Source organism: Novosphingobium sp. TK71, from assembly GCF_055361505.1.
On the sequence record NZ_JBSZKA010000001.1, the window covers coordinates 1904553 to 1920073 of the forward strand.

Below are 15521 nucleotides of genomic sequence, written 5' to 3' on the forward strand. Positions count from 1 at the left end.
CGATGAAGCGCGCTTTCCTCACCGCCCTGCTGCTTTCCGCCGTTCCGATTGCCTCGCCCTCGGCCGCATCGGCACAGGACGCGAAGCAGACCGCCGACCTTTCCGCCCCGGCCCGGACCTTCGGCCGCGTCTCGTTCGATGCGCGATCGCTGATGATCGACGGCAAGCGGCAAGTGATCTGGTCGGGCGAGTTTCACCCCTTCCGACTGCCCAGCCCCGACCTCTGGCGGGACGTGCTGCAGAAGATGAAGGCCAGCGGGTTCAACACCGTCGCGCTCTATTTCGACTGGGGCTACCACTCGCCCAGGCAGGGCGTCTACGATTTCAGCGGAATTCGCGACCTCGACCGCCTGCTGACGATGGCTGAGGAAGAGGGCCTGTGGGTGATGACCCGCGCCGGGCCTTATGTGAACGCGGAACTGTCGCGCGGCGGTTTTCCGGGCTGGCTGGTCAACCAGAAGGCCCGCGCCCGCACCGACGATCCGGAGTATCTCGCCGCAGCCGACGAGTGGCTGACGCAGATCAACGCGATCATTGCCCGCCACCAGATCAACGGCGATGGCAAAGGTCATAAGGGATCGGTGATCCTCCACCAGATCGAGAACGAACTGGCGCTGACCACCCCCGCGCAGCGCCGCTACATGGACCACCTCTATGCCAAGGCGCGTGCCGACGGCATTACCGTACCGATCTTCCACAACGATCAGGGCCGCAACGGCTACTGGGTGCCAGAAGGCTCGCCCGTCGACAAAGTCGTCCACGGCCCCAACGACATGTATGCGTTCGACGGTTACCCCGGCGGCACCTGCACCGTGGAAGGCAAGCCGACGCGCAGCGTGGCTGCGCCGGACTGGGGCTTCTACGGCCCCGGCGGCGCCAAGGGTGGCGCCTCCGCTTCGCCGAAAACGCCCGGATTCCTGGCCGAATTCGGCGGCGGCTGGTTCGATTACTGGGGTTCCAACGGCGGCTACGAATGCAACGCGGTGCAGCGGGGCAAGCGATTCCAGCGGGTGTTCTACGGCACCAATCTGGCCAACGGCATCGGCATCCAGAGCTTCTACATGACCTATGGCGGCACCAGCTGGGGCTGGCTTCCGGCCCCGGTGGTGTTCACCAGCTACGACTATGGCGCCGCCATTTCCGAGGCGCGGAACCTGCGCGAAAAGGCGCTGGAGATGAAGCAGCTGGGCGGGCTCATCGCCTCCGTCCCGGACCTTGCGGGCATGATCCCGGCGGGCGCGCCTGAGGCCTCTTCGCCCAACATCCAGATCTACCACAACAAGAGCCCGGAGACCGACGCGCGCTTCCTGCTGGTGGCGCACAAGCCGTCGAACGGGCAGACCGACGACAGCTTCACCGTCACCGCCGCCCTGCCCGACGGGCGATATACTTTTCCGATACGTCTCAATGGCTTCGATGCCAAGTGGCTGGTCGCGGGTGTGAACCTTGGCGGGCAGCGGCTGGTCTATTCGACCTCCGAACTGCAATCGGCATCGAAGGCGGGAACCGCCGATCTCCTGCTGCTCTACGGCCGTGCCGGGGAGCCGGGCGAGACCGTGCTGCGCTATGCCTCGGCCCCCAAAATCACGGTTCTGGAAGGCGCGGCAGAAACCGCCTTCAACGACACCAAGGGCGACCTGAAAGTCACCTACACGCACGCCAGTGGTCAGGCAGGCCGCACCGTGCTGCGCCTGACCGGCGGCGGGCGCGGCGACCTGATCCTGATCCTTGCCGGCGAGGCCGAAGCCACCCGCTACACCCGCGCCGACACCGCTGCCGGACCCGTTCTCGTTCGCGGTCCGCAGCTGGTCCGTCACGCGTCGCTCAAATCCGGCGCGTTGGCGCTGACCGGCGACACCGGCGAAGAGGGCAATCTCGAAGTCTGGGCGCCCGGTGCCGTTCGCGCGCTGTCATGGAATGGCGCCCGTGTCCCTGCCAAGGCATCTGCCGTTGGCAGCATCTCCTCCACCGCGCCCTTGCCCGGCCCTGTCCCCGTCGTGCTTCCCGCCCTCACCGGCTGGCGCATGGCCAAGGGTTCGCCGGAGGCCGATCCGAAATTCGACGACAGCGGTTGGCAGGCCGTGGGCGGTAATCGTCCCAATGCGACCATCACCCAGCGCCCTGACGGCCAGCCGAACATGGCGATGGATGCCTATGGCTTCCACGAGGGCGACGTCTGGTATCGCGGCAAGTTCGAGGGCAATGCCGGGGCGAAAACCGTCTCGCTGTTCTACGGCGCCGGCGGCTCTGGGCTGGTGCAGGCCTGGCTGGACGGCAAGTTCATCGGCGAGGCCGAGACGCCGAGTGGCCTCCCCCGCCCGATCACCACCGGCACCGTCACCTTGGACCTGCCGCCCGAAGCGCAGGCGGACGGAAGCCATGTGCTTTCGGTGATGTTGCGCAACAACGGCCATAACTGGGACCTCGATTCCGACGACTTCCACAAGGAAGCGCGCGGGCTGATCTCCGCGTCGATCTCGCAGCCCGGCGGGCGCAGCTTCGCGGTGCCGATCGCGTGGAAGATCCAGGGCCAGCGCGGCGGCGAGGACTTGGCCGACCCCGTGCGCGGCCCCGCCAACAACGGCGGTCTCCATGGCGAGCGCATGGGCTGGCACCTGCCGCTGTTCGACGACAGCCGGTGGTCTGCCGCGCAAGTTCCGGCAAGCAGCGCCAATCCCGGCACGACATGGTATCGCACCACCTTCGACCTGGCCGTGCCCAAGGGGCAGGACGCCACCATCGCGCTGGCCTTCGGCGATACCGAAACCCCGCGCTCGGCCGCGAAATACCGCGTTCTGATCTTCGTCAACGGCTGGAACATGGGCCAGTTCATCGCCCATGTCGGCCCGCAGCGCGTGTTCCCCATCCCCGAGGGTATCCTCAGCCACCACGGCACCAACCACGTGGCGCTGGCCGTGACGAGCGACGGCGCCCCCGGCGATGCGCTGGAGGCGGTAAAACTTGTCACCCTGCACAACGCGCGCGGCGGCATTGCCGTGAAGACGGTGCCCGCCCCCCAGACACCGGCAGAGCTCAAATGAGCCGCCAGCCCCTTATCCGGCGCTCCGCGAGCGCCACCAGAACCATGACCAGGAGACCTTAATTGGCCGCGCTAACGCACGATATTCCGCGCGCGAATATCACCGACGCCATCGGCAAGCTGATGCACAACCTCGTCCATATCAAGGACGAGACCGGCGAATTCCTGCTCCGCCTCGAAGATGGCCGCGTGATCGACACCAAGGGCTGGGCCGGTTGGGAATGGACCCACGGCGTCGGCCTGTTCGGCATGTGGCGCTATTTCGAGCAGACCGGCGATGAGACCGCGCTGAACATCATCCGCCAGTGGTTCGAGGACCGCTTCGCCGAAGGCACGCCCACCAAGAACATCAACACGGTGGCGCCCTTCATCACCCTCGCCTACCTTTACGAACTGGACGGCGATCCCAGCTACATCCCCTATCTCGATACCTGGGCCGAATGGCTGATGGCGCCGGACGGACTGCCCAAGACCGAGGAAGGCGGCTTCCAGCACATCGTCTACAACGATGAGAACCCCGGCGAACTGTGGGACGACACGCTGATGATGAGCGTGCTGCCGCTGGCCAAGATCGGCCTGCTGCTGGACCGCCCGCACTATATCGAGGAAGCCAAGCGCCAGTTCCTCGTCCACATCAAGTATCTGGCAGATCGCAAGACCGGCCTGTGGTTCCACGGATGGGACTTCAACGGACGCCACAACTTTGCCGAGGCGCTCTGGGCGCGCGGCAACTGCTGGGTGACGATCGCCATTCCCGAGATCATCGAACTGCTCGATCTCGAACCGGGCGATGCTTTCCGCTCGTTCCTGATCGACACGCTGGCCGCGCAGGTCCGCACCCTGGCCGCCACGCAGGATGGCGACACCGGCCTGTGGCACACGCTGATCGACGATCCCACCAGTTACCTCGAAGCCTCCGCCACGGCGGGCTTCGCCTATGGCATCCTGAAGGCCGTCCGCAAGGGTTACCTCCCGCGCGAATACGAGGCGGTGGGCATCAAGGCGGTGCGCGGCGTGCTGGCCAATATCGACGATGCCGGCGAGCTTCAGCAGGTCAGCTTCGGCACGGCGATGGGCGACAGCCTGCAGTTCTACAAGGACATCGCCCTCACCTCCATGCCGTACGGTCAGAGCCTGGCGATCTGCGCTCTGGCCGAGTTCCTGCGGACCTACATCTGACGATGCGCGGCGTTTCCGCCCTTGCCCTGGCTGCGACCATGCTGGTCGGCGCGCCGGTAAGGGCGGAAACGCCGGAACTGGTGCGCTTTGCCTATTCCCGAGGCGATTTTGCGCTCGCGCAAAACGGCCGGACGGCGCGGATCGTCACCGCGCCGCAGGATCACGAACTCGTCCGCATCGCCGCCGAAGGGCTGCGCGCGGACCTTGCGGCAGTGACCGGCCAGCCCGCGAGCAAGGCGGATATGGCCGCGTCCGGCGCGCAAGTCTGGATCGGCACGCTGGGCCGCAATCCTGCCATCGACCGGCTGGTTTCCAGCGGCAGGATCGACGCGGCGAAGCTGAAGGGCGCCTGGGAAAGCTTCCTGATCGTGCCCCTGTCCGATCCCGCGCCCGGCATCCGGCAGGCGCTGGTGATCGTGGGCAGCGACCGGCGCGGCACCGCCTATGGCGCTTACGAACTGTCCCGCGCCATCGGCGTATCGCCGTGGCACTGGTGGGCGGACGTGCCGCCCGAACATCACGATGGCCTTTTCGTTGCCGCCGGAACCCGCCGTTTCGGCCCGCCTTCGGTGCAGTATCGCGGCATCTTCATCAATGACGAGGACTGGGGCCTCGTGCCCTGGGCTCAGGGTGCCTTCCCCGGCGAGCCCGCGCCGGGCCCCGGGACTTACGAGAAAGTCTTCGACCTGCTGCTGCGGCTCAGGGCCAACACGCTCTGGCCCGCGATGCACAAGGCCAGCCGCGCCTTCAACGCCGATCCCGCCAATGCCGCGCTGGCCGAACGCTACGGCGTGGTCATGGGCACCAGCCACGCCGAGCCCATGCTTCGCAACAACGTGAGCGAATGGACCGGCAGGGCGGAGGATTTCAACTACCTGACCCATCGCGCCGCCATCGGCGAATACTGGCGCGAGCGGGTGCGCGGCCATGCCGCCTACGAAACGATCTGGACGCTGGGCCTGCGCGGCATTCACGACAGCGGCATGATCGGCCCGAACACCGACGAGGAGCGCCGCCGCACCCTCGAACAGGTCTTCGCCGACCAGCGGGACATGCTGGGCCGGGCCGGCCTCGCCGGCGCGCCGCAGGTCTTCACGCCCTACAAGGAAGTTCTGGGCATCTACCGCGCCGGGCTGAAAGTGCCGGACGACGTGACCCTGATGTGGACGGACGACAACTTCGGCTACATCCGCCATTTCCCCGATGCCCCCGAACGGGCGCGCGCGGGCGGCAACGGCATCTACTACCACCTCTCCTACCTTGGCGCGCCGCTCTCCTACCTCTGGCTGTCGACGACGCCGCCCGCGCTGATCCGCGAGGAGATGGGACGTGCCTGGGACATGGGCGCGCGCCGGATGTGGATCGCCAACGCGGGAGACATCAAGCCCGCCGAACTCCAGATCGACTATTTCCTGAGCCTTGCCTGGGACATCGAAGGGACACGCGCCCAGCCGATCGAGACATGGGTGGGACAATGGGCCCAAGATGCGCTTGGCAATGGCACCGGCAAGCAGGCGGCGGCGCTGCTGGGCGATTATTACCGGCTCAACTTCGCGCGCCGCCCCGAACATCTGCAATGGTACCTGCCGGGAGAAAAGCCCCATGCCAGCCCGCTGACCATTGCCGAGGCGGACGAGCGCCTTGCCGGGTTCGCGGCGATGGAGCGGCGAGTGGCCGCGCTTCGCCCGCTGATTCCCCCGGCCCGCGCGGACGCTTTCTTCGAACTGCTGGACTATCCGCTCTCCGCCTCGGCCGCCGCCAATCGCCGCTTCTTCGCTGCCGAGGCCCACGATGCCCTGCGCGATGCCGACCCGGCCGAAAGCTGGCGCCGCGCGCGGATCGCGGCAGAGGCGCAGGAGACCCTCACCGCGCTGACCCGCCGCTACAACCGCGAGGTCGCCGGCGGGAAATGGCGCGGGATCATGGCGGTCGAGCCCGCCGACGGCCAATGGCGCAGCTTCCGCCAGAGCCTGCCGGTAGTGCCCGCCGCGGCCTCGATACCCGATGGGGATGATGCCGGGCGCCCGGCCCCCTCCCCCGCCGCGCCTCTCCCGCTCTTGCGGCCGGACGCATTCACCCGCGCAAAAGGCTGGCGGCTGATTGACGGCCTCGGGCGTAACGGCGCGCTTCTCGCCGCCGGTTCGCCTTCCGCCCCGGCGCGCGCATCCGTCACCCTGCCTGCCGGAAACTGGCGCGCCGTGATCGACCTGCTGCCCGCCTATCCGTCCGACAACGGAGACGTGCTGCGTCTCACCGTCCGCATCGACGGCGCGGCGCAGACCCTCGAAATTCCGCGCCGCACCGGCGACCGGGACTGGGCCATGGCCGTGCTCGACAACCGCATCGCCATGCCGCTCGCCCCAACGCTCGGCGCGGGTCGCCATGAGGTTTCGCTCGAAGCCGGCGATCCCGCCGTGAAGATCGAGGCCATTCGTTTCATACCTGCTGACAAGACAATTACTCCGACTTAATAGTCGAAACCAATCGGTCCGCCCACGAAGGCGAACCGCGCGAAGAACAAGACGGTGAAGGATCCTGTAGTGCCCCAGAGCCCTGATACGGCCGTGCGTCCCGTGCGCCTCCGAAACTACCTCGCCTATGGCTCCAACGACGTGCTCGGGGCCGGGTCGATGGCGGTCATCTCGGGCTGGGTGCTCATTTTCTACACGCAATTCTGCGGGCTTTCGGCGGGGCAGGCTGCCACCATCTTCGCCGTGGCGCGCGTGCTCGATGCCTTTGCATCGCCGATGATCGGCTATATCTCCGACCACTTCGGCACGACCGCGCTGGGCCGCCGTTTCGGGCGGCGGCGTTTCTTCATCCTCGCCGCGATCCCGCTTCTGCCCAGTTTCGGCCTGATGTGGCTGCCGGGCCAGAGCTTCTGGTACTACCTCGTCAGCTACGTGCTGTTCGAACTGGTCTACGCGATGGAGATCATCCCGTTCGAGACCCTCGCCGCGGAGATGTCGAGCGACTACCGCACCAAGGCGAAGTTCGCGGGCTGGCGCATCCTGTTCGGTCAGGCCGCGGCGATCCTCGCCGGTTTCCTGCCGCTCTGGCTGATCGAGGCGCTGGGCCGGGACAGTGCGGACACGTTCTTCTACATGGGCCTGATCTTCGCCGCACTGTTCATGGTGACGGCGGCGATGCTCTATCTGTTCAGCTGGGAACGTCACATGCCGGGCGGCGTCCCCCTCCCCGCCGAACAGCGCCATTCGGCCAGCCCGCTGGACGCGCTGAAGGCGCTTTACCGCAACCTGTTCTCCACCATGCGCATCCGCGCCTTCCGCCTGCATCTGGGCATGTACCTGGGTGGCTACATCAGCCAGGACGTGTTCAACGCCGCCTTCACCTTCTTCGTGATCTTCGCGCTGGCAGGCACCACCGCGATCGCCTCCGGCCTGCTCGGCACCATGTACATCGTGCAGTTCGTCGCCGTCATCATCGCCATCAACATGGCCCTGCGCGCCTCTCCCAGCCGGGCCTACCAGATCGCCGCCGCCAGCTTCGGCGCGGGCGCGCTCACCCTGATCGGGCTGTGGGCCATGGGCATCACGGCAACGAGCCATACGATCTGGCTGTCGATCGGACTGGCAGGGCTGGGGCGCGGCGCGCTCAACTACATCCCCTGGGCAACCTACAACTACATGGCCGACGTGGACGAGATCGTCACCGGCACCCGCCGCGAAGGCAGCTTCGCGGGCGTCATGACCTTCGTGCGCAAGGCCACGCAGGCGGCCGCGGTGGCGGGCGTGGGCTTCGTGATGCAGGCCGGCGGCTTCGTCTCCGGCGCGGCGCAGCAGTCCGACGGCGCGATCCGCACCATCGCGGTGCTGCTCGGGCTGGGGACCGTGGGAATGCTGGTCTTCGGGGTGATCGTCTCGCTGCGCTTCCGGCTTTCGCCCGCGACTCACGCCGTGCTGATGCACGAGATCGAACACTTGCGCTCGGGCGCCCGCACGCCGACCAGCCCCGAGGCGCAGGCCGTGGTGGAGGACCTGTCGGGCTGGCGCTACGACCAGCTCTGGGGCCGCAATTCGCTGGTCCGGCACGATGAATGCGGCAGCGAAGTCGGCAAACCCGCCGGTGCTTGAAAAGCTTACGACCTGGGGCCAGCGCCCTATCCGCGCGGCGCGCGATAGCCCACCGCTGCGCCGATCTGTCCCGCAGTGGCGACGATGGCGGCGACGAGATCGTCGACGATGTCGTCCGTGAGGTAGTGGGCCGCGCTGGCGATCGAGATGGCGATGCAGATCTGGCGCCGCGCGTCGCGGATCGGCACCGCGATCGAGCGCACGCCGTCACCCAGTTCGCTGTCATGGAGCACATAGCCGCGCGCCTTGTGCTCGCGCATCAGGGCGACGTATTCCTTCACCGCCTTCGCCGGGACCTTGCCGCCATTGGCGTCGCGGTAGAGGTCTTCCCAGACCTTTTCATCCTCATCCAGCAGCAACGCCTTGCCCAGGCCGGTTTCGGCGATGGGGCGGCGATCGCCCGGCGCGGTGGCCACGCGCAGGCGCTGGCGGCCGGTCACACGGTCAAGGTGCCGGGACCAGTCTCCCTCGCGCTTGCCCACGAAGACGCAGAAGCCGGTCTCTTCCGAAAGTTTTTCCATGAACGGGCGGGCCACGCGCACATAGTCGATCTGCTCGGTGGCCATCACGCCCAGTTCGAGCAGCTTGGGGCCAAGGCCGAACCCGTCGTTCGTGACGGAGAGATAGCCGCGCGATTTCAGCGCCTGAACCAGCCGGTGTGCGGTGGTCTTGCTCATGCCCAGCTTGCGGGCGAGGTCGGCGGCGCGGATCGGTCCGCCGATCACTTCGTCCATGATGTCGAGCGCGCGCATCAGCGTCTGCGTGCCCTTGACCTCGACTTCGGGTTTATCGTCGCGAGGTGTCATAGTTCCCGTCTTTCCGGAGAGACTCATCCCCTGGGATGCCCACTTTGCGGGACGTTACTCCAATTGTTCCACCAAGCTCTATACCGTCCGGCGCAACCGTCAATGGGGCGCCCGGCAGGTTGGCCCGCCATGGCGGTAAATGCCGGCCGCCGGGCGGCGCGGCACCTTGTTGCCCCGCCCGCGTTATGATCGCGGCGCCTCATGACCCGGCGCCCGCTGGAGGAAAGACCGATGATCGCAGTCCACCATCTGGAGAATTCACGCTCGCAGCGCATCCTCTGGCTGCTGGAGGAACTCGGCCTGCCCTACCGCGTGGTGCATTACGCGCGCGACAAGGCGACGATGCTCGCCCCGCCGGAACTGCGCGCGGTGCACCCGCTCGGCAAATCGCCGGTCATCGTCGACGAGGATGCCGGGGGCGGGCCTCTCACCGTCGCCGAAACCGGCGCGATCATCGAATACCTCGTCGGGAAGGCGGACGGGAGGCTGGGTGTGCCGGAGGCGCAAATCGGGGCTGTGCCGGAGGCACAAATCGGGGCTGTGCCGGAGGCACAAGGCGCAAGTGCGCCGGAGGCACGGGAGGCCGCGCTGCGCTATCGCTATTACCTGCACTATGCCGAAGGCTCGCTCATGCCGCCGCTGCTCATCAAGCTGGTGCTCGGCATGATCCCGGTGGTCGGCGGCTTCGCGCAGAAGAAGGTCCAGCCGATGATCGACGTCCACCTCGATTTCGTGGAAAGCGAACTCGCCTCCCGCCCCTGGTTCGCAGGCGATGCCTTCACCGCCGCCGACGTGATGATGAGCTTCCCGCTTGAGGCCGCGCGCGACCGGGCCGGACTGGACGCCTCGCGCCCGGCAACGACGGCCTGGCTGGAGAAGATCCATGCGCGCCCCGCCTATCAGGCCGCGCTGGCGGCGGGCGGCCCCTATCGCTACGCCTGAGTTCGCGGGCCTGCGGAAGGACTTCTAGGGCGTGCGCCGCTGTGCCATAGGAGCGGGGCAACACCTGCGCGGAAGGAATGCCCCCTGCTCCCGAGCAAGACCCAGATCGTGATCGTCGGCGGCGGTGCCGCCGGACTGGAACTCGCCGCCAAGCTCGGCGCCCGTTACGGCCGCAAGCGCCACGACATCATCCTGGTGGACCGCAACCGGACGCATATCTGGAAACCGCTGCTCCATGAGGTGGCGACCGGCTCGCTTGACGCCAATCTCGACGAGGTGGGCTATCGCAGCCACTGCCACCGCTGGGGCTATCGCTATTTCTACGGCACGCTCTCGGGGATCGACCGCACGAACCGCCGCGTCCACCTTGCCGCGGTGCAGGACGAAAAAGGGCGCGAAGTGCTTGCCCCGCATTCGATCCGCTACGATTACCTGGTGCTGGCCTTCGGCTCCGTCACCAACGACTTCGGCACGCCCGGTGTTGCCGAGAACTGCACATTCCTCGACAGCCGCGCGCAGGCCGACCGTTTCCGCGACAAGCTTCTGGACCAGTGCCTGCGCGTCTCGCGCGCGATGACCGCCGATCCGGCCAGCGATGCGCGGGTCAAGGTGGCGATCGTCGGCGGCGGAGCAACCGGGGTGGAACTGGCCGCTGAACTGTTCAACGCCGCCGATGCACTGGGATATTACGGGCTGGAAGTGTTCGACCGGGGCCGCCTTGACGTGACTCTCGTCGAAGCCGGTCCCCGCATCCTGCCGCAATTGCCGGACCGACTGGCCGGAGCCGCGCATCAGGAACTGGAAACGCTGGGGGTGCGCGTCCTTGTCGATACGCCCATCGTCGAATCCACCGCCGAAGGAATGGTCACGCGCTCGGGAGAGCGGATTGACGCCGACCTTCAGGTCTGGGCGGCGGGCGTGAAGGCCCAGCCCATCGCCGAGGGCCTTGGCGGGCTGGAACTTGCCAGATCGGGACAGATCGTGGTCCGCCCCACCCTGCAAAGCGCCACTGACGACAGGATTTTCGCCATCGGCGACTGCGCTTCCTGCATCCTGCCGGGCCGCGACCGGCCGATCCCGCCGCGCGCGCAGGCGGCGCACCAGATGGCGGACGCCGCCTTCGCGAACCTCAAACGCGCGATGGAAGGCAAGCCGCTCGTCGATTTCGTCTACAAGGACCATGGTTCGCTGGTGTCGCTGAGCCGGTTCTCGACCGTGGGCACGCTCATGGGCAATCTGGTGGGCGGCCGCATGGCGGTGGAAGGGCGGCTCGCCCGGTTCATCTACCTATCGCTGTACCGGATGCACCTGCTGGCGATCCATGGCTGGATCAAGGGTTCGGCGCTGATCGCGGTCAGCCACGTCAACCGCATCGTCCGCCCCCGCCTGAAGCTACACTAGATCGTCAGCCTGTGGGGGCCGGCCCGCTGCTTTCGCGCCGGACCAGTTCGAACCGGAACACGGGCGCTTCGTCCGGCGCGCCCACCAGCGCATCCACGACGGCGCGCCCCATCTCCTCCAGCGGCTGACGGACCGTGGTGAGCGGCGGCCAGGTGGTGGCGCTGGCGGACGTATCGTCGAAGCCCACGATCGACACGTCATCCGGCACGCTCAGCCCGGTGCGATGCGCATATGTGAGCACGCCCAGCGCCATGGCGTCGTTCGTGGCGAAGATCGCGGTGGGCGGCGCTTCGCCGGCGAGCAATTGTTCCCCGGCGCGAAGGCCGGAATCGAAATCGAAGCTGCCCGGCACGAACCGGACGTCCCCGGCCGGGATGCCCGCTGCTTCCAGCCCGTCCCGGAAACCCTCGACACGGGCGAGCGCCGCGCGGTGGTCCGCCGGCGGCGCGATCACGCCGATCCGGCGGTGCCCCAGTTCGATCAGGTGATCGGCGATCATCCGCCCCGCCGCCCGCTCCGGCGTGGGAATGTTGAAGCTTTCCGTCACCAGCGATCCCGCCAGCCGCGCACAGGACAAGTCGAGTTCCGAAAGCCTTTGCAGCAGCGCCCTGTCGTCCGACAGCGGCGGGGCCACGAATACGCCGTCGGGCCGGAGCGCCGCCACCAGCCGGTCGAGGATCTCGAAGCGCTCGTCACCGGACAGCGGCATCGGTTCGACGACGAGATGGTAGCCCAGTTCGCGGCAGCGGTTTGCCGCGCCCACCTGGATTGCGGAAGTGTAGCCGGGGGTAGGGTTGTTGTAGAGGAAGGCCAGCATGAACGAGCGCCCCCCGGCCAGGCGGCGCGCCGACTGATTCGGCCTGTAACCGAGCCGGTCGATCGCTTCGGTCACCCGCGTGCGCAAATCTTCGCTCACATTCGGCGCTTTGTTGACAACGCGGGACACGGTCTTGATGGATACGCCTGCCGCGGCAGCAACGTCACGAATGCTGGTCATTTGCAGGCCTTGCCACACAAGATTGCGGTTGAGAATGGTTTTACGGAAATTCCCGGCCGTTCTCCGGGATCGTCGCATAATCGCGGCGTGAATGCCTCCCTGCAGGATTGCCTTGATCGATCGCGCATTGCGCGCTAATCATCCGGTACAACGTTGTCATCTCCTCCAAAGCCGACAGCGCTGGAATCCCGGGTGCGGCCCTTTCGCCGAAAGGCGAATCGATCGCACCCGGGATGACAAACCAATAAGAACGACATGGGAGATATCGCGGTGCTCACCACGGCAGCCGACACCGGCTCGGGCTGAACCATCGCCCCGGACGCCCGCGCGTCCCCACCCTTCATCCCTGAATTGGCGCGTGGAACGCGCCCGGCAGCGCGAGTCGAGCAAAAATCATGGCCTTCACGTCAGCGATCACAAGTTCCGAACCGAGCGAGGAAGCCCCCGGCGGTCATGTCGACGCGCCGGAGCTGCGCTATTTCGTCATGGCGCTGTTCTTCATCTTCGGCGGCATAACCAGCCTGAACGACGTCATCATTCCCAAGCTGAAGGAGCTGTTCACGCTCAGCTACACCGAAGCGATGCTGGTGCAGTTCTGCTTCTTCACGGCCTATGCGGTGATCGGCATTCCCGGCGCGATGCTGGTACGCGGGATCGGCTACATGCGCGGGGCAGCGGCCGGGCTGGCGATCATGATCGTGGGCTGCCTGGCCTTCATTCCGGCATCGCAGACCGCCACCTACTGGCTGTTCCTCGCCGCCTACTTCGTGCTCGCGGCGGGCGTGGTGATCGTCCAGGTGGTGGCCAACCCGCTCATCAGCCTGCTGGGCAAGCCGGAAACGACCAGTTCGCGCCTGACCTTCGCGCAGGCCTTCAATTCGCTGGGCACCACCATCTTCCCGATCGCCGGCGCCGTGCTGATCCTGGGCAGCCTTGCCGCCGTTTCGGCGCACGACCTTTCCGGCGCCGCGCTCGATGCCTATCGCCGCGCCGAAAGCCAGGCGATCGTCCACGGCTATCTTGCCATTGCCGGCGCGCTCGCGCTCGTCATCGCCGCCGTCTGGGCCTTCCGCAACCGCCTGCCGCCGCAGCAGCACGGCGACCATGCAGGATTCGCCGGGTTCGACCTGCTGAAGCGCCCGCGTTTCCGCTTCGGCACACTGTGCATCTTCCTTTACGTCGGCGCCGAAGTCTCCATCGGGTCGCTGATCGTCAGCTACCTCATGCAGGACCACGTCATGGCCCTGCCGGAACAGTCCGCCGGCAAGCTGATCGGGCTTTACTGGGGCGGTGCGATGCTGGGGCGCTTCATCGGCTCTGCCGTCCTGCGCGTCCTCGATCCCGGACGGGTGCTTGCCGTCAATGCCTTCACGGCCATCGCCCTGCTCGCGCTTTCGGTGGCGAGCACCGGCACCGTCTCGGGCTATGCGCTGCTGGCCGTGGGCCTGATGAACTCGATCATGTTCCCCACGATCTTCAGCCTCGCCTGCGAGAAGCTGGGCGCCCGCGCGGCGGACGGTTCGGGCATCATCAACGTGGCGATCTGCGGCGGCGCGCTGGTGCCGCTCGCCACCGGGGCGCTGGCAGACCTGACCGGCGGCAACCTGGGCATGGCGCTGGTTCTCCCCGCGCTGTGCTACGCGGTGATCGCCGGGTTCGGCGTGTCCGCCCGGCGACCTGCCCCGGTTCCCGAAACGGAAGCCCTCAGATCAGGGGCTTTCCCGCCGATTTGACGATCGCGCCGCCCTTCATCACGAAGCCGACGTTTTCCAGCACCTTGACGTCGGCCAGCGGATCGCCGTCCACGGCGATGACGTCGGCATAGCGGCCAACCTGCAGCGTGCCGACATCGGTGCTGCCCAGAAGGTCGGCGGCATTCCCGGTCGCCGTCTTGATCGCGTCCATCGGGGTCATCCCCGCGTTTACCAGCAGCGCGAATTCCTGCGCATTCTCGCCGTGCCGGGAAAGGCCGAAGGTATCCGTGCCGAAGGCGATCTTCACGCCCGCGGCATAGGCATCGTGCAGGTTGCGGCGCAGCAGCGGCGCAATGGCGAGCGCTTTTTCCGCGGTGGAGGGGTTGAGCTGCTCGGGATGCTCCTTCGCGCGCTGGTAGACCCGCTCGCCGACCAGCATCGTCGGCACGAGATAGGTCCCGTGCTGCTTGAACAGCTTGTAGCTTGCCGCATCGGCGTAGGAGCCATGCTCGATCGAATCCACGCCCAGCTCGATGGTATGGTCGATCGCCTCCTTGCCATGGGCGTGGGCAGCCACCTTCATCCCCAGCGCGTGGGCGGTGTCGATCACCGCCTTGATCTCCTCGTCCGTCATCAGCTGGTGCCGGGGATCGTCGCCGATGGACATGACCCCGCCAGACGGCATGATCTTGATAAGGTCCACGCCTTCGCGCTTCAGGCGCCGCACCGCCAGCCGGGCGGATTCGGGGCTATCGACCACATTGTCGCTGACATGGGGAATATCGGCGAATTCCACCCGCAGGCCGTTCACCGCATCGCCGTGGCCGCCGGTCGGGCCGAGCGGAGTGCCCGCAACCCACATGCGCGGACCGGGAACCACGCCGCCCTCGATCGACTTCCTGAGCGCGACGACCACCTGGGTATCGGCCCCGCAATCGCGCACCGAGGTGAACCCGGCCAGCAGGGTGTCGCGGGTAAAGACCGTGGCCTCGATCGCATCCTCGAAAGCGCTGCGGGTCACGCTGTTGCGGATCGGATCGCCGGAATGCCACCCCGCCGTGATGTGATCATGCGTATCGATGAGGCCGGGCAGGACCGTCTTGCCGGAAAGGTCCACCACTTCGGCGCCTTGCGGCGTGACGAAGCCGGGCTGGATCGCGGTGATGCGCTCATCGGTAATCAGGATCGACACGTTCTGGCGCGCGGCCGCGCCGGTGCCGTCGATGAAGCGGCCGGCATGGATGACGATATCCTTCGCGCCCGCGCTGCCACACGCGCCGGCGGCAAGCGCCAGCACACTGCATGCGATCGCCGCCGCACGTTTCACCGAACCCATTGCCCCCATCATATCCCCCTGAATCGAAGCCA

Annotated in this window: 10 protein-coding genes; 7 read left to right on the plus strand and 3 right to left on the minus strand. The window is 67.0% G+C overall.

Annotation, left to right across the window (positions count from 1 at the left end; translation table 11 throughout):
• Positions 1-2 precede the first annotated feature (2 nt).
• From ACXJ16_RS24280 to ACXJ16_RS24295, 4 genes are all read left to right on the plus strand, one after another.
• On the plus strand, positions 3-3041 hold the full coding sequence (locus tag ACXJ16_RS24280) for a glycoside hydrolase family 35 protein (protein ID WP_463922399.1): 3039 nt from the start codon (positions 3-5) through the stop codon (positions 3039-3041).
• Between the two features lie 62 nt (positions 3042-3103).
• Complete coding sequence (gene bglB, locus ACXJ16_RS24285; protein WP_054436126.1) at positions 3104-4219, plus strand: beta-galactosidase BglB; 1116 nt, start codon at positions 3104-3106, stop codon at positions 4217-4219.
• 2 nt (positions 4220-4221) lie between these two features.
• Positions 4222-6690, plus strand: a complete 2469-nt coding sequence (locus ACXJ16_RS24290) for a glycosyl hydrolase 115 family protein (protein WP_243692714.1) — start codon at positions 4222-4224, stop codon at positions 6688-6690.
• Positions 6691-6759: 69 nt separating this feature from the next.
• A complete protein-coding gene (locus ACXJ16_RS24295) occupies positions 6760-8313 on the plus strand; it encodes an MFS transporter (protein WP_132469594.1) in 1554 nt (517 codons plus the stop codon).
• Positions 8314-8339: 26 nt separating this feature from the next.
• Here the strand turns inward: ACXJ16_RS24295 and ACXJ16_RS24300 are convergent, their stop codons facing one another.
• Positions 8340-9119, minus strand: coding sequence for an IclR family transcriptional regulator (locus tag ACXJ16_RS24300; protein WP_463922400.1), 780 nt, complete (start codon positions 9117-9119; stop codon positions 8340-8342).
• 231 nt (positions 9120-9350) lie between these two features.
• Here ACXJ16_RS24300 and ACXJ16_RS24305 point away from each other — a divergent pair, with 231 nt between their 5' ends.
• Positions 9351-10061: a glutathione S-transferase family protein gene (locus ACXJ16_RS24305; RefSeq protein ID WP_463922401.1), complete on the plus strand. Its 711-nt coding sequence runs from the start codon at positions 9351-9353 to the stop codon at positions 10059-10061.
• A gap of 84 nt (positions 10062-10145) precedes the next feature.
• Entirely contained in the window at positions 10146-11462 is a 1317-nt protein-coding gene (locus ACXJ16_RS24310) for an NAD(P)/FAD-dependent oxidoreductase (protein ID WP_054436395.1), read from the plus strand.
• Between the two features lie 4 nt (positions 11463-11466).
• Here the strand turns inward: ACXJ16_RS24310 and ACXJ16_RS24315 are convergent, their stop codons facing one another.
• Positions 11467-12459, minus strand: coding sequence for a LacI family DNA-binding transcriptional regulator (locus ACXJ16_RS24315; protein WP_463922402.1), 993 nt, complete (start codon positions 12457-12459; stop codon positions 11467-11469).
• 395 nt (positions 12460-12854) lie between these two features.
• Here ACXJ16_RS24315 and ACXJ16_RS24320 point away from each other — a divergent pair, with 395 nt between their 5' ends.
• The gene (locus tag ACXJ16_RS24320) at positions 12855-14192 is read left to right on the plus strand and encodes a sugar MFS transporter (protein WP_185999204.1); all 1338 of its coding nucleotides are present in this window, start codon (positions 12855-12857) and stop codon (positions 14190-14192) included.
• Here the strand turns inward: ACXJ16_RS24320 and ACXJ16_RS24325 are convergent.
• Positions 14164-15489 carry a metal-dependent hydrolase family protein gene (locus ACXJ16_RS24325; RefSeq protein WP_185999205.1) on the minus strand — a complete coding sequence of 442 codons (1326 nt, stop codon included), beginning with the start codon at positions 15487-15489 and terminating at the stop codon, positions 14164-14166. The genes ACXJ16_RS24320 and ACXJ16_RS24325 overlap by 29 nt on opposite strands.
• Positions 15490-15521: the final 32 nt, after the last annotated feature.

What these genes read in the sequence shown, in the direction of transcription:
- ACXJ16_RS24280 (WP_463922399.1), top strand. Translation starts at nt 3, where the DNA reads ATGAAGCGCGCTTTCCTCACCGCCCTGCTGCTTTCCGCCGTTCCGATT.
- ACXJ16_RS24290 (WP_243692714.1), top strand. Translation starts at nt 4,222, where the DNA reads ATGCGCGGCGTTTCCGCCCTTGCCCTGGCTGCGACCATGCTGGTCGGC.
- ACXJ16_RS24300 (WP_463922400.1), bottom strand. Translation starts at nt 9,119, where the DNA reads ATGACACCTCGCGACGATAAACCCGAAGTCGAGGTCAAGGGCACGCAG.
- ACXJ16_RS24305 (WP_463922401.1), top strand. Translation starts at nt 9,351, where the DNA reads ATGATCGCAGTCCACCATCTGGAGAATTCACGCTCGCAGCGCATCCTC.
- ACXJ16_RS24315 (WP_463922402.1), bottom strand. Translation starts at nt 12,459, where the DNA reads ATGACCAGCATTCGTGACGTTGCTGCCGCGGCAGGCGTATCCATCAAG.
- ACXJ16_RS24320 (WP_185999204.1), top strand. Translation starts at nt 12,855, where the DNA reads ATGGCCTTCACGTCAGCGATCACAAGTTCCGAACCGAGCGAGGAAGCC.
- ACXJ16_RS24325 (WP_185999205.1), bottom strand. Translation starts at nt 15,489, where the DNA reads ATGGGTTCGGTGAAACGTGCGGCGGCGATCGCATGCAGTGTGCTGGCG.